Consider the following 14621-nt stretch of genomic DNA (forward strand, 5'->3'; position numbering starts at 1 on the left):
ATGACTTTTTAACTCAATTCTTCACTATGGTATGTGACTTTTTCTTAATAAAATAAAACCATGATAAGAACAAGAAAAAAAAGGATGGGTTGAAGAATGAAAAAATTAATCGGTATTTGTTTATTAGTTCCAGCGATACTGCTTGCGGGTTGTGACATCGAAATTAATACTTCCAAAGAAGAGGCATTAGGTGAAAAGGGGGAACTTCTAGGAAGTGAATTTGAAAGAGTAAAAAGTGAAATAGACGATATTAATCAGAAAAAGGAACTTACATCGGAAGATCAAGAGTTAATCGCTGAGAATCTAGAGGATTTGAATAACGCAATCAAAAGTTTTGAAGAAGAGGAAGGAACCTTTATCACAAAAGGAGCCATGAAGCTAGCGAAGAAAGTATTAGATGATAAGAAAGATGAGTTTTCTGAAATTCAGGAAAAGGCTAAAAATGGTACAGCAACAGTCGATGATGTTAAGGAGTTGCAGGAAATTTTAGAAGCGGATGTTCAATTTAGCCTATTTGGCAAATAAAATCTGGTGTTATAGTAATGAAGGATATAATACAAAAGGCTAACTAAAGGTTAAATAAATGACCTCTAGTTAGCCTTTACTATTCTATTGTTTAATCAATTAATTTATCAAAATGAATCCTTTTATTCAATGCATGCATAACAGGTACACCCACAATCATAACTACAAATTCACCGACAGCTGTTGTGAGCCAGGTGAATAAGAACGGTAATTCAAAAGCTAGATGTAATTCAATAGCAATGAAAAACATGCTAATTGTAAAGACAACTGTATTAAATACCATTCGAGCTAAGATGCCTTTGATAAAACGTGCAGATGCAATGGTAATGAGTAATGAGATAAGCGTTTGACCAACACCAAACACTAAATCATAAGCGACCATTGGCGAAAACAATAGATTAGTTAAAAATACACCCAAAACCATTCCAAATAAATACTTTTTGTTAAAGACGACGAGATGATTAAACATCTCTGATACTCGGAATTGAATTTGGGTAAAACCAAATGGTTGAATGAGCATGGACACAGCAATATATAAAGCTGCCAAAATCCCATTCGCAACAAGCGTTTTTACCTTCATATTCATTTCTCTCCTTAGTTTTTTTTCGTGGGATGGTTACGAACCACGTTCGAGCTATGCCCGAAGGTTTTATTATAATACACAAATACTACTCTGTCATCCCAAGATTTTAAGGAATCTTGCCTCCGAAAAACTATAAATATAGAAAAAACGCAACCTTTTAGTTTCAATAACCGTCTAATAACTGTTATATTTAGGAAAATTAGTAGAATAGGGGATTCAAATGATAAAGATATTATTTACGGGGTTTATGTTACTTGTCCTCATGCTTTCGCCATTCCATAATGCATCTGCACAAAAGGAGAATCTGTTTACACCGAAGATCATACAGGCTGGTAGTCGCACAACATATGAAATGAATCTAAAAATGGAGAAGGATGGTTCTTTCCAAATAACCTCTACGGCAAAGGTGAAAAATATTTCAAATGACACTTGGGATGAGATTCCCTTTTCCTTTATTCCAAATGTGTTTTCCAAGGATTATTATCCTAACAAGTATCCAATGGCTATCTAAATATATTGATTTTGGAGCCAATCAAGAACCGAAGGCTAAAAGCTTCTCAAGCATAGAACCCATTTCAAGAGGGGAATTTGCAGATATAGTATATAAGATTTTGACTAGTAGATGGAATTAAGTACTAGTTGTAAATAACTTAATGAGAAAAAGTCAGGGAGAGAAATCAAAGTAAAGGATTTCTCTCCCTAATAATTTATAGCATTAATTGATAGTAGGAAACATCCTGCCATTTACCAAACTTGAATCCGACCTCTTTAATCGTACCAACATAGGTAAATCCAAGGTTCTCATGAATTTTAATACTTCCATCGTTTCCACTTGTAATTAAACTTATGATGGTATGAAAGCCTAGTTCTCTTGCTCTTACGATAATTTCCCTCATTAAAGCAGTTCCAATCCCTTTTCCTCTGAACTTTTCTGATAGATAAACGGAAAGCTCCGTAGTCTTTGAATAGGCACGCTTTTTATTATAGGGTGATAAACAGCAATAACCAGCAATCTGACCATCCTCTTCAGCAACAATCAAAGGGTACTGTCCCCCATGCTCAGCAAACCATACTTTTCGCTGCTCCAAGGTTTGTTTTTCTAAATCAAATGTGGCAGTAAGGTTGGCGATGGCATCATTATATATTTCTAGCATTTCCGGTAGGTCATCATCGATAGCTTCACGAATGGTAATCATATGTCCCCTCCTTTGTTTTAGGTTTTGATTAATGACAAAAATAAGTGTCATGTGTGAAAGAACTATTATATGATTGATATAGCAAACTTTAACTCTAATTATCAAAATAATCAATATCTAAGGTAGAGGAGCTAAAGATCCTTTTCATTATTACTTAGTAGGAATGGTTTTCTGGGATGAACTAAGCAGATTATGTAAATGTTTTGGCAATATGAGATGATGCGATACAATGATATTTTGAAATAAAGTATTAGGAGTGACACTAGGTGTATTTAACATTAGAAGAAACGGCTGAATTTTTATCGGTATCCCTTGCTTATGTGGAGAGTTTAATACTACAGGGGAAAATCCGAGTCATCCATGACAGTGACGGAACAGTGTTGGTAAATAAGGAGCAGTTCAATACACATTTTAAGCAATTAGAAAAATATAAAAAGTTAGTAGAGGAATTGGCTAATGAACCCATTCCAGAGGATAGAGATATTAAGGATGAGGATTAATTATATTTAATACTAGGAAAAGAATGAATTGTAGTAGTGATCGCTTGGTATATTTTGGACTACTGTAGCTAAACCTAAGGTGGAAATTGCCATCCAAAGGGAGGTTTAACCTTGTTATGTTAGGTGGCCTTGAGCTTCAAAGTCCAGATATATTAAGTTTTGCTGGTATGGAGTCTGTTGTATTCTATTTTACAATTTATTCTTTTCTGGGTTGGATCATTGAAAACTGCTATAGCTTTTTAACAAAACGGATATTTTTTAAGCCCAACTTTTTCATTGGCCCATTGAAGCCAATGTATGGCTTTGCTCCTGTTTTGCTCATTTTTATGATTAGGCCTAACATACATTGGGTTTTTATTCTGATTTTTTGTTTAGTGGTTCCTACTCTGGTCGAGTATATTAGTGGGTATTTATTAGAAAGGTTTTTTCATAGGCAATGGTGGGATTATTCGGGGATTCCTATGCAGCTGCATGGGCATATTTGTTTGCCGTTCTCAATTTGTTGGTTTGTTCTGTCTATTTTCTGTTTGCAGTACATTCACCCCCTCATTGTTTCCATCTATGAAAGTCTTGAAACCGTATGGGTTTGGCTGTGTCCAGTTGTTCTTGCTTACCTACTGCTAGAGCTATATTTGGCAGTTCGTAGACATTCATATCTTGATGTGACCGTCATGAAATCTACCGATTCAATTTAATCATGGCAATTATTCAGATGTGATTCAAAAAAAGATGTTTAATAATAAAAACAACAAGAGGGAATTCCCCCTTGTTGTTTTTATGTGGAGCCTAACACTCAATCAACCCTCACCTTCCAAATATTGGGAGGTGCCTGTCACCTTAACTCCAAATCCCATTCCGATTAATGTTCCAACTATAGCAGGGACAACCCATTCTAATCCGTAGCTGGAGAATGGAAGTACCTCTCTCATTGTTTGAAGCGGACCTAAGTCAACGCCAAATGCGCTTAATCCTCCGAGACAAGCAAATACTCCAGTAAATAGAACTGTGCTGCCATAAACGGCTCTAGTATTTTTAAAATAACGATTAAAGAATGTAAGTGCAATTAATACAATGGTTATTGGATAAGCAGTTACTAAGAAAGGAACTGAAAATTTAAGTATTTGGTTTAGACCTAAATTGGAAAGGGTAAATCCCACAAGTGTAACAGCTAAAACAATCCATTTATAACTGATCTTAGGCATTAGTTTTGAAAAATACTGACCACATGCTGTCGTCAACCCGACCACCGTTGTGAAACATGCTAATGTAAAGATGAGTCCTAATAATACCTTACCACTTGTACCAAATAATACAGTTGAAGCATTTGATAAAATATCGGTTCCATTATCGAATGAACCACTTCCGGCCATCTTTACCCCAATCATGCCAAGACTAACATAGACAAGAGCAAGTAATGACCCTGCAATAACCCCAGCCTTTAATGTATATTTTGTTAATTGCTTTCTATCTTTAACACCTTTTTGTCCGATGGCAGTAAGAATTACTATGCCGAATGCTAACGAAGCAAGGGCATCCATCGTATTATATCCTTCAATAAAGCCCTTGGAGAAGGCACCTTTTTCATAGGCTACAGAAGGAGCTAAGAAGGATGTATCCAATTTAACAAAACCAACAACACATAAGATGACCATAGAGACAAGTAATATAGGTGTAATAAATCGACCTAAATATTTTTCCATATTAGTAGGATTAAGACTGATAAAATAAACAAGAGCAAAGAATACAACGGAATATAGAAATAAAACAAGTGAAGAGTTTCCGACGTGAATAAACGGTTTTAATCCTGTCTCAAAAGCTACATTCGCGTTTCTTGGAATGGCTAGAAATGGTCCAATGCTCAGATATACAATCACCATAAAAATAGTACTGAAAACTGGATGTACCCGATTCCCAATCGTTTGAACCCCGCCCTTAACAAGAGAAATGGCTAAGATAACAACAAACGGTAGCCCTACACCTGTTAGAACAAATCCAGAAATAGCAAGCCAAAAGGATGTGCCTGATTGGACTCCTAAAAAGGGAGGAAAGATTAAGTTACCTGCCCCGAAGTACATCGAAAAAAGCATAAGTCCGATAAATAATGTGTCGCGTTTTTTCATTTTTAAATCTCTCCTCTAAACATCAAATTTGGCAAGTGACAGCTTACCTCCTATTTATAGAAATAAAAAAACTCGTCCCCAAACAAGGGACGAGTTTGTACTCGCGTTACCACCCTAATTCCGCAATTTAAAACTTTTTTGCGGCGCTCTAGTCAACGTACTGTCATACGCGTTCCTTTGTAACGGAGGATAACCCGTCAAAGCTTACTAGCCTTCAGCTTTGCATCTCAGAGATGATCTTCAGATAGAACCTATTCATCGACTCCCACCAAATGCCGACTCTCTAAAGAATAGAGTTTCTTACTTACTCTTCTCGTCACTGATTTTTGTTAATGCATTTAATTTACCATAATAAAAATACTATGTCAATATATTTTGATTGTTAACTTTTTTCTAATAATTCTCATATATACTGGTTAATATTAAGGAAAAATAATTGAATCAAATCAAATATATAAAAGTAGAATAATATAATAATTATTCATTAATATATTAAAAATCGATTGTTTTATGAGCTTTTTGCAAAAAGGATTGCACGAAAAATGTGAAAAGATTGTGAAGGGCTAAGATAGCGATTTATTAAAAAACCTTGTCATTACTGAGTTTATTGGAAAATATTCGAAAGAATATGTAATGAAAAGAATTATTTCATGCATATTTATTGTTGTACATTGGAAATAGTTATGTTAGTATTGGGTTAGAAATTAATGCAAACGATTTCATTAATTTCATTAACCGAAAATCGTTACGAGGTGACAGTAGACTATAACTGCTAATTAGATAGCAAGATCTCCCTTTTATTATGCTAGTAAAATATAGCGGTTCGTTTACTCATTTGCGCAAACGATTTCTCAAACACACAAAATTGGGGGTAATAAGATGCAAAAGAAAAAATTACTGACCGGAGTCTTATCTTCTGTAGTACTTTCAAGTGTTATTCTTGCGGGCTGTTCATCAGGAGACTCAGGTAAAGAATCAAAAAGTGATCAAGAAAAAGTTACTTTAGATGTTTTCCAATTTAAAGTAGAGTTCAAAGATCAATTTGAAAAAGTTGCAGAAAAATACGAGAAAGAAAACAAAAATGTTGACATCAACATCACAACTGTTGGTGGCGGCGAAGATTACGGTGCAGCATTAAAATCTAAATTTGCATCTGGTAAAGAGCCAGCTATCTACAACATCGGTGGACCACAAGACGTTGAGGATTGGAAAGCTAAATTAGCTGACCTATCTGATACAAAAGCAGCAGCAGCAGCTCTTGAAGGAACACTTGAAGGTGTTAAAACAGATGGAAAAACTTTAGGTTTACCATACAACCAAGAAGGTTATGGATTCCTATATAATAAAGCAGTATTTGAAAAAGCTAGAATTGACCCAGCAAGCATCAAAGATTTTGCTAGCTTAGAAGCAGCAGTTAAAACATTGGATTCTAAGAAAAAAGATTTAGGTCTTGAAGCAGTATTCGCATTACCTGGTAAAGAAAAATGGGTAACTGGTTTACACTTATCTAATGCTTTCTTAGCTCCAGAATTCGATAACAATGTTTTAAATTCTTTCAACGCAAAAACAGTTGAATTCAAATATTCTGATGCATTCAAGAAGGTTCTTGACTTACAAAACAATTATTCTGTACAACCAACTGTAAGCCTTGACTATTCAAAACAAGTTGAAGAATTATTCTCATTACAAAAAGTTGCTATCATTGAACAAGGTAACTGGGTATATGGTTCAATCGCAGGTGTTGATGAAGAATTTGCAAATAACAGCGTAGGTTTACTACCAATTCCAGTTGAAGGCTACAAAGGTGACTCAATCCCTGTAGGTATCCCAATGTACTGGGGAGTTAACAGCAATAAAGACGAAGCTACTGTAAAAGCTGCAAAAGAATTCTTAGACTGGTTATACACTTCTGAAGACGGTAAAAATACTGTATTAGAAGACTTTAAATTTATCCCTGCATACCAAGATTATGATGTATCAAAAATCTCTGACCCAATCTCTAAAGCTGTTTACCAATATGCTTTAGATGGAAAAACTATTGGCTGGACATTCATGGGATATCCAACTGGTTGGGGAGAAAACCAACTTGGTGTTAACATTCAAAAATATTTAAGCGATAAAGCATCTTGGGATGAAGTTGTTAAAGCTTCAAAAGATGAGTGGGCAAAAGCTAGAAAATAATTATTTTGATCTAAGATAGATTTGCTTAGAAAACAAAGTAGCTGCCCCTTAGCTACTTTGTTTTCTCTATAATATACCTCTATTATGCCTCAATGTTCTATCTTTAGAAAAATTTGGAGGGAAAACTTTATGCGTACTCGGGATTTATCCTATTGGCTATTTCTAGCCCCCGTACTTGTTGCACTTACTTTAGTTGTTATCATTCCTTTACTATTTGGGGTTTACTATTCCTTTACTGATTGGAATGGAATTGAAGCGAATGCATTTGTCGGGTTCCAAAACTACATCGATTTATTCCATGATACTGAATTTATGGACTCATTATGGTTTACAGTGAAGTTTTCGGTAGTATCTATTATTCTAATTAATATTATCGGGCTAAGTTTAGCGCTAATTGTTGTTTCTAAAATTAAATCTAATCATTTCTTAAGAACAATCTTCTTCATGCCTAACCTAATTGGAGGATTAATCTTAGGATTTATCTGGCAATTTATTTTTACAAAAGTATTCAATGGTATTGGGGAGCTTATGGGAATTGAAAGCTTAATGGGTTGGCTTTCTACAACCGAAACAGGTTTCTGGGGTATGGTTATCCTCATGAGCTGGCAAATGTCCGGATATATCATGATTATCTATATTTCATATCTTGAAGGTTTACCTGGAGAATTACTTGAAGCAGCTGAGATTGATGGGACAAACACTTTGCAAAAGTTCCGCTACATTATTTTCCCATTAGTTGCTCCAGCATTCACAGTAAGCTTGTTCTTAACATTATCTAATACATTTAAGCTTTATGATCAAAACTTATCCTTAACTGCAGGTGGACCTTATAATTCAACACAAATGGTCGCTATGGAAATCTTTAAAACCGCCTTCAGTGAAAATGAAATGGCCTACGCATCAGCGAAAGCAGTTGTCTTCTTTATCATTGTTGCTGTCATATCATTAACACAGACATATATCAATAAGAAAAGGGAGGTCGAAATGTAATGGGCAGAAAGTATAATTTTCCAGTTGAAGTTTTAGGTGTTATTTTAGGCCTATTATGGATCGCTCCTTTTTACTTAATGATTGTAAACTCTTTTAAAACAAAAAGGGAAATGTTCTCGGATGTATTAAAGTTACCTGAAGATTTTACGTTTGATAACTACGTAGAGGCTTTTACACAACTAGAGTTTCTTAAAACATTTATGAACTCATTAATTATTACAGTTGTAAGTGTTGTAATTATTATCCTTTTCTCTTCCATGGCAGCATATGCTTTATCTCGTGCAAAAGGGAAAGTAAGTACAATCATCTTCTTTATCTTTGTAGCAGCTATGTTGATTCCTTTCCAATCAGTTATGATTCCATTAATCACGCTTTTTGGTAAGTTTGAAATGTTAAACCGAGCAGGAATCATCTTTATGTACTTAGGATTTGGAAGTAGCTTATCTATCTTCCTTTACCACGGAACTCTTGGTGGGATTTCAAAATCATTAGACGAGGCTGCAACCATCGATGGTGCAAATAAATTTCAGATTTTCTGGTATATCATTTTCCCAATGCTTAAGCCAATATCTGTTACTGTAGCAATCTTAAATACCATTTGGATTTGGAATGACTATCTATTACCATCACTTGTAATTAACCAAGAAGGAATGCAAACAATTCCACTTAGAATGTTCTTCTTCTTCGGTGAATATACGAAACAATGGCATTTAGCATTGGCTGGTTTAACCATCGCCATCATACCAGTAATAATTGCTTACTTCTTTGCGCAAAAGCAAATTATTAAAGGTGTATCTGAAGGGGCAGTTAAATAGGACATTTTCCTTATAGAAACATAAAATTCATTAATAAAAATCGTTTTCTGTCAATGAATAGTATTCTATAATGAAGATAGATTACCTTTATCAAAATTTTGTGAATTGGTTTTTATTAAGAATTGGATTTCTAGTAGGATTATGTGATTAAGAAATAGAAAATCGATTCACCATGAATAAATACGTAACCAAACCTGGAGGTCATTTTGGTGATTACGATTAAGGATGTAGCAAAGGAAGCAAATGTTGCACCTTCAACTGTCTCGAGGGTTATAGCTGATAATCCGAGGATAAGTGAAAAAACAAAGAAAAAGGTTAGAGAGGTAATGGACCGTCTTGGCTATTATCCGAATCTGCAAGCAAGGAGTTTGGCTGCTAAGAGTACGCAAACGATTGGTGTCGTTTTTCCAAACTCAGGATTTAATTCCTTCCAGAATCCTTTCTTTCCTATTGTCCTACAGGGGATCAGTACAGTAGCCCATTGTAAAAAATATGGAATGTACCTCTCGACTGGTGCAACAGAAGCTGAAATATATGAAGAAGTCATATCAATGGTTCAAGGGAAGAGGGTAGACGGCATTGTTCTACTCTCATCAAGAACCGATGATAAAACGATGCAATACTTGGATGAAGTAGATTTCCCTTTTACGGTTGTAGGAAGGCCCTATGCTAATGAAGGTCAGATTACCTATGTTGATAATGACAATGTGTTCATTACAAAGCAGGCAACTAAATATTTAATTGACCTAGGACATGAAAATATCGCCTTTATTGGCGGAAGTAAGGATTTTGTTGTGACTTTAGATCGTCTTAATGGATTCAAACAGGCTTTAGCAGAAGCGAACCTTCAATTTAGGGAAGAAAATGTAGTCCATGATATTCAATCAACTGACAAAGGTGAGGAGGTTATTAAATCCTTAATTACGATGGAATCTCCTCCAACAGCTCTAGTAACCTTGGATGATTCGATGGCTTATACATTAATCAGTCATCTGGAAAATCTGGACGTTCGAGTTCCAGAGGATATCTCAATCGTTAGCTTTAACAACTATATGCTTTCTGAGCATTTAAAGCCACCTTTGACTTCAGTAGACATTAGTATTTTTCAATTAGGCTATGAAGCAACAAATTGTTTGTTAGAAAAACTTGAAAATCCTAATGTTTTACCAAAACGGATTACCATTCCAACAAGACTGATTATCCGCAAGTCGTGCTCTCCCAATAAGTAATAAAAGGCAGCTGTATCTCTAATAAAAAGAGTCAGTATGCCTTTTTTCTTATTAGCTAATAATAGGGTGTTTGTGATATGATTTAAAGGAATCACCATCCCTATTTAACCTCATCAATAGCCTCGAATGTACTTCATACATCACAACCTTTTTTATTCCATCCCTATTTTTTATCGAAAGGAGCAATAGTCATTTGATTGAGCAAGCCCAGAAATTATTAAATTCTTACTTTGGATATTCAGCATTTCGTAAGGGTCAAGAATTAGCAATTCTCTCCTGCCTTGAAGGGGAAAATACCCTTTGTGTCATGCCTACTGGGGGCGGGAAATCGATTTGTTACCAGATTCCTGCGCTTATGTTATCAGGAACCACGATTGTAATTTCTCCACTTATTTCACTCATGAAGGATCAGGTTGATACATTACTCCAATTGGGAATACCTGCTACTTATATTAATAGTTCAATCAGCGTTTCAGAGGCAAACGAGAGGATTAGAGCAGCACAAAATGGAGATTATAAACTACTTTATATTGCACCTGAAAGATTAGAATCATATGATTTTTTGGAGGAACTTCAAAAAATGGAAATTCCTCTAATCGCTGTTGATGAAGCACATTGTATTTCACAATGGGGCCATGATTTTCGGCCGAGCTATCGACATATTCATAAAATAGTGCAAAGTTTAGAAAAAACACCTGTTGTGATAGCTCTCACAGCAACGGCAACTCCAATTGTTCGTGCAGATATTTGCAGCTCACTAAATATTGATGAAAATAGCACCGTTATTACAGGATTCCAACGAGAAAATCTTTCATTTTCAGTAATCAAGGGTCAGGACCGTTTCCTATTTTTAAAGGATTATATTAAGAAGAATGAAAAGGAAGCAGGCATTATTTATGCAGCAACTAGAAAAACAGTAGACCAATTATATGAGAGATTAGCAAGAGAAAATATAGAAGTCGCCCGATATCATGCAGGAATGAATGACCAAGACCGGATAAATGAACAAGAACAATTTCTTCAAGATAAAAAGACAGTCATGGTTGCAACATCAGCGTTCGGAATGGGGATTGATAAAAGCAACATCAGATATGTGATTCACTTTCAGGTTCCTAAGAACATGGAAAGCTATTATCAAGAAGCAGGCCGTGCTGGAAGAGATGGTCTAGAGAGTGAGTGTATTGTGTTGTTTTCTCAACAGGATGTCCAGGTTCAACGGTTCCTAATTGATCAATCAACAGACCATCTACGGATTCAATCAGAGCTGGAAAAACTGAGACACATGGTAGATTATTGTCATACAGAGAATTGCTTACAAGGTTTTATTCTTCATTATTTTGGTGAACAAGTGATTGTGCCTTGTGGAAAGTGTGGAAATTGTACCGACACGAGGAATAGTATTGATGTTACAAGGGAAGCGCAGATGGTATTGTCATGCATGATTCGAATGGGGCAGCGTTTCGGGAAAAATTTAATTGCCCAGGTCCTCACTGGTTCGAGAAATAAAAAGGTTATAGAACTTGGCTTTCATAAGCTTCCTACATACGGAATCTTAAAGGATAGAAGCAGTAAAGATATTAGCGATTTTATCGAGTTTTTAATCACTCAAGATCTCATAGGTGTCGCTCAAGGCTCCTTCCCGACTTTATTTGTGGCAGGAAAGGGGAAAGAGGTTCTGCTGGGCAAGGAAACAGTTATGAGAAAAGAATCTGTTCAGGTTAAGATGATTTCGAGAAATGACCCTTTATTTGAAGAGCTAAGAAGTGTTCGAAAATCCTTGGCAGAGCAAGAAGGTGTTCCACCTTTTGTGATTTTTTCAGACACATCTTTAAGAGACATGTGTACGAAATTACCTTTGTCAGAAGTCGAGTTTTTGCAGGTGAGTGGGGTTGGGGAGCATAAGCTAAAAAAATATGGTGAACAGTTTATCAAGGTGATTATTGAATATTGTCAGTCCAATCCAGAAAGAAGACCTGAAAAAGTTCAAAGTATCGAACAACCAAAAGCAACAAAAAAAGTGGTTAGAGACTCACATCTAATTAGTTATGAGATGTATCGTGAGCAATTATCTGTGAAAGATATTGCAAAAAGTCGTGACCTTAACGTAACTACTGTAGAAAATCATTTGATTCTTTGCTTTGAACAAGGGTTAGAAATAGATTTAATGTCAGAGATACCTGAGAATTCTTTACATTTACTGGAGGAAGCGGTAGAAAGGGTTGGGATGGACCGATTAAAGCCAATCAAAGAACAGCTACCGGATGAGATATCCTATTTTATGATTAAAATTTATCTTTCTAGTTTGAGAAAAAAGGTTACACAGTAAAAAAGTAAGGAGCAGACCAATAAAGTGATATCACTTTATTGGTCTGCTCCTTTTATATTATAGTTTAAACGAGCTCTTCAAAGAGACAATCCGGTTAAAAACTGGCTTTTCAGCTGATGAATGCTTCGGATCTACATTAAAGTATCCATGTCTAAAGAATTGGAACTTCTCATGTGGCTTTACATCCTTCATATTTGGCTCAATAAACCCTTGAACAATTTGTAGTGAATTCGGATTGACATCATCAAGGAAGGATTTGGTTTCTTCTTTTTCTTCCGTTTCTTCACTATCTAAAATTAATGGTTCATATAAGCGAAACTCAGCTGGTATCGCATTCTTAGCATCAACCCAGTGTATTGTTCCTTTCACCTTTCGACCAGTAAAACCTGTTCCACTCTTAGTTTCTGGATCGTAAGTACAATGGATTTCAACAACATTCCCATCCTCATCTTTAATAAAGTCTTCACATTTAATGAAATAAGCATGTTTTAAACGTACTTCGTTTCCAGGGAAGAGGCGGAAATATTTCTTTGGAGGGTTTTCCATGAAATCCTCCTGTTCAATATATATTTCTCTTGAGAAAGGAATTTGTCTAACACCCATTTCCGGATTTTCAGGATTTATTTCTGCATCAAGCATTTCTACTTGGTCCTCAGGATAGTTCGTGATTATCACTTTTAATGGCTTTAAAATCCCCATTGTTCGTGGAGCCTTAAGCTTTAAATCCTCTCGAACGAAATGCTCAAGCATTTGTACATCAACAGTAGAGTATCCTTTTGAAACACCGGCTGCTTTAACGAACTCTTGGATTGCCTCTGGTGTATATCCCTTTCTACGGAGGCCCGAAATGGTAGGGAGACGAGGATCATCCCATCCATCAACATAGTTTTCTTCAACTAATTGTTTTAGCTTCCGTTTACTCATGACTGTATTTGTAAGATTTAAACGACCAAACTCAATTTGTTGTGGTTGATTTTCCATCTCGCACTCTTCAACTACCCAATTATAAAGTGGGCGTTGGTCTTCAAACTCGGTCGTACATAGGGAGTGAGTAACTCCTTCTATGGCATCTTCAAGTGGATGCGCATATGCATACATTGGATAAATGCACCATTTGTCCCCCGTATTATGATGAGTGGTGTGAGAAATACGGTAGATGACCGGGTCACGTAAATTTATATTTGGAGAAGCCATATCAATTTTTGCTCTTAAGACCTTGCTACCATTCTCAAATTCACCGGCTCTCATTCGCTCAAATAAATCTAGATTCTCCTCTATCGAGCGATTGCGGTATGGACTTTCTTTTCCTGGCTCTGTTAATGTTCCGCGATATTCACGAATTTGCTCTGCGGTTAATTCATCGACATAGGCCTTTCCTTTTTTGATTAGAAGAACCGCTCTTTCAAACATTTCATCGAAATAATCTGAAGCAAAACGAAGCTCATCCCACTCATAACCAAGCCATTTTACATCCTCTTTAATTGAATCCACATATTCCTGATCCTCTTTTAAAGGATTTGTATCATCAAATCGTAAATTAGTTTTTCCATTAAATTCATCAGCAAGTCCAAAGTTTATGACAATGGATTTGGCATGTCCAATATGAAGATAGCCATTTGGCTCAGGTGGAAAACGAGTAATGATCTCTTTGCGCTTACCGCTTTCCAAATCCTCTACGATAATGTTTCGAATAAAATTTGAAGAATTATTATCCAACCGTTATCAACCTTTCTGCATTTAATTACCTTGTATTTTAATTATTATATCAGTATTTTTGGTAAAAATCTTATTATATAAAAGGAAATATAGTTCCTATCCTAACGTAAAATGTCATTTCTTATTCTAGCAAAAATATTTTAAGTATAACCAGTATTCCAGAAGAAATTATCCCAATTATATTCATTAAAATATGATATTGTATAAAATAAATATTAAAAATTAAAATAATTTTAATTACAGGATGTACATCAACTGGTGAATCTAAACAAACATAAGGATGCAATTGTCTAACATAAATAGGCAAAGGAAAAGTTGATTAAAAAAGGTTTTCCATTTTGTTTATCGTAGTTATATCAATTAAAGCTGTCTCATATATTATGAATGGAATAATGAATAAAAAATTTATTATTCTAATATGGTAGTTTCCTAAAGTTTTT

General features: G+C 35.3%; 13 protein-coding genes, 1 riboswitch and 1 other annotated feature. Of the genes, 9 read left to right on the top strand and 4 right to left on the bottom strand.

The window, feature by feature from the left end; translation table 11 throughout:
- Positions 1-96 precede the first annotated feature (96 nt).
- Entirely contained in the window at positions 97-525 is a 429-nt protein-coding gene (locus tag BQ6100_RS01340; protein ID WP_075980037.1) for a hypothetical protein, read from the top strand.
- A gap of 91 nt (positions 526-616) precedes the next feature.
- Here the strand turns inward: BQ6100_RS01340 and BQ6100_RS01345 are convergent, their stop codons facing one another.
- Positions 617-1105 carry a QueT transporter family protein gene (locus tag BQ6100_RS01345; RefSeq protein ID WP_075980038.1) on the bottom strand — a complete coding sequence of 163 codons (489 nt, stop codon included), beginning with the start codon at positions 1103-1105 and terminating at the stop codon, positions 617-619.
- 8 nt (positions 1106-1113) lie between these two features.
- A riboswitch (PreQ1 riboswitch) is annotated at positions 1114-1158 on the bottom strand.
- Positions 1159-1328: 170 nt separating this feature from the next.
- Between BQ6100_RS01345 and BQ6100_RS01350 the strand changes: the two genes are divergently transcribed.
- Positions 1329-1619, top strand: coding sequence for a hypothetical protein (locus tag BQ6100_RS01350; protein ID WP_075980039.1), 291 nt, complete (start codon positions 1329-1331; stop codon positions 1617-1619).
- A 196-nt stretch (positions 1620-1815) separates the two neighbouring features.
- On the opposite strand, the gene BQ6100_RS01355 is transcribed toward BQ6100_RS01350, so the two are convergent.
- Positions 1816-2304 (bottom strand): GNAT family N-acetyltransferase, encoded by a 489-nt coding sequence (locus BQ6100_RS01355; RefSeq protein ID WP_075980040.1) that lies wholly within the window; start codon positions 2302-2304, stop codon positions 1816-1818.
- A 266-nt stretch (positions 2305-2570) separates the two neighbouring features.
- On the opposite strand from BQ6100_RS01355, the gene BQ6100_RS01360 reads away from it, so the two are divergent.
- Positions 2571-2804 (top strand): MerR family transcriptional regulator, encoded by a 234-nt coding sequence (locus BQ6100_RS01360; RefSeq protein WP_075980041.1) that lies wholly within the window; start codon positions 2571-2573, stop codon positions 2802-2804.
- 116 nt (positions 2805-2920) lie between these two features.
- On the top strand, positions 2921-3499 hold the full coding sequence (locus BQ6100_RS01365; RefSeq protein WP_075980042.1) for a putative ABC transporter permease: 579 nt from the start codon (positions 2921-2923) through the stop codon (positions 3497-3499).
- 102 nt (positions 3500-3601) lie between these two features.
- Here BQ6100_RS01365 and brnQ read toward each other — a convergent pair whose 3' ends face one another.
- Positions 3602-4924: a branched-chain amino acid transport system II carrier protein gene (gene brnQ / locus BQ6100_RS01370; protein WP_075980043.1), complete on the bottom strand. Its 1323-nt coding sequence runs from the start codon at positions 4922-4924 to the stop codon at positions 3602-3604.
- A gap of 82 nt (positions 4925-5006) precedes the next feature.
- Positions 5007-5253, bottom strand: a binding site (T-box leader).
- Between the two features lie 550 nt (positions 5254-5803).
- Between brnQ and BQ6100_RS01375 the strand changes: the two genes are divergently transcribed.
- The 5 genes from BQ6100_RS01375 to recQ all read left to right on the top strand — a co-directional run bounded on the left by BQ6100_RS01375 (position 5804) and on the right by recQ (position 12465).
- A complete protein-coding gene (locus tag BQ6100_RS01375) occupies positions 5804-7105 on the top strand; it encodes an ABC transporter substrate-binding protein (protein WP_075980044.1) in 1302 nt (433 codons plus the stop codon).
- Positions 7106-7234: 129 nt separating this feature from the next.
- Positions 7235-8095 (top strand): carbohydrate ABC transporter permease, encoded by an 861-nt coding sequence (locus tag BQ6100_RS01380; protein ID WP_075980045.1) that lies wholly within the window; start codon positions 7235-7237, stop codon positions 8093-8095.
- Positions 8095-8910, top strand: a complete 816-nt coding sequence (locus BQ6100_RS01385; protein ID WP_075980046.1) for a carbohydrate ABC transporter permease — start codon at positions 8095-8097, stop codon at positions 8908-8910. The genes BQ6100_RS01380 and BQ6100_RS01385 overlap by 1 nt, the downstream gene beginning before the upstream one ends.
- Positions 8911-9116: 206 nt before the next feature.
- Positions 9117-10139: a LacI family DNA-binding transcriptional regulator gene (locus BQ6100_RS01390; RefSeq protein WP_075980047.1), complete on the top strand. Its 1023-nt coding sequence runs from the start codon at positions 9117-9119 to the stop codon at positions 10137-10139.
- A 193-nt stretch (positions 10140-10332) separates the two neighbouring features.
- Positions 10333-12465, top strand: coding sequence for a DNA helicase RecQ (gene recQ, locus BQ6100_RS01395; RefSeq protein WP_075980048.1), 2133 nt, complete (start codon positions 10333-10335; stop codon positions 12463-12465).
- A gap of 57 nt (positions 12466-12522) precedes the next feature.
- Here recQ and BQ6100_RS01400 read toward each other — a convergent pair whose 3' ends face one another.
- Positions 12523-14181 carry a glutamine--tRNA ligase/YqeY domain fusion protein gene (locus tag BQ6100_RS01400; RefSeq protein ID WP_075980049.1) on the bottom strand — a complete coding sequence of 553 codons (1659 nt, stop codon included), beginning with the start codon at positions 14179-14181 and terminating at the stop codon, positions 12523-12525.
- Positions 14182-14621: the final 440 nt, after the last annotated feature.

It is taken from the genome of Bacillus massilinigeriensis, from assembly GCF_900117315.1.
GTDB lineage: Bacteria > Bacillota > Bacilli > Bacillales > Cytobacillaceae > Bacillus_BE > Bacillus_BE massilionigeriensis.

What these genes read in the sequence shown, in the direction of transcription:
- BQ6100_RS01355 (WP_075980040.1), bottom strand. Translation starts at nt 2,304, where the DNA reads ATGATTACCATTCGTGAAGCTATCGATGATGACCTACCGGAAATGCTA.
- brnQ (WP_075980043.1), bottom strand. Translation starts at nt 4,924, where the DNA reads ATGAAAAAACGCGACACATTATTTATCGGACTTATGCTTTTTTCGATG.
- BQ6100_RS01350 (WP_075980039.1), top strand. Translation starts at nt 1,329, where the DNA reads ATGATAAAGATATTATTTACGGGGTTTATGTTACTTGTCCTCATGCTT.
- BQ6100_RS01375 (WP_075980044.1), top strand. Translation starts at nt 5,804, where the DNA reads ATGCAAAAGAAAAAATTACTGACCGGAGTCTTATCTTCTGTAGTACTT.
- BQ6100_RS01345 (WP_075980038.1), bottom strand. Translation starts at nt 1,105, where the DNA reads ATGAAGGTAAAAACGCTTGTTGCGAATGGGATTTTGGCAGCTTTATAT.
- BQ6100_RS01385 (WP_075980046.1), top strand. Translation starts at nt 8,095, where the DNA reads ATGGGCAGAAAGTATAATTTTCCAGTTGAAGTTTTAGGTGTTATTTTA.
- BQ6100_RS01365 (WP_075980042.1), top strand. Translation starts at nt 2,921, where the DNA reads ATGTTAGGTGGCCTTGAGCTTCAAAGTCCAGATATATTAAGTTTTGCT.
- BQ6100_RS01340 (WP_075980037.1), top strand. Translation starts at nt 97, where the DNA reads ATGAAAAAATTAATCGGTATTTGTTTATTAGTTCCAGCGATACTGCTT.
- BQ6100_RS01380 (WP_075980045.1), top strand. Translation starts at nt 7,235, where the DNA reads ATGCGTACTCGGGATTTATCCTATTGGCTATTTCTAGCCCCCGTACTT.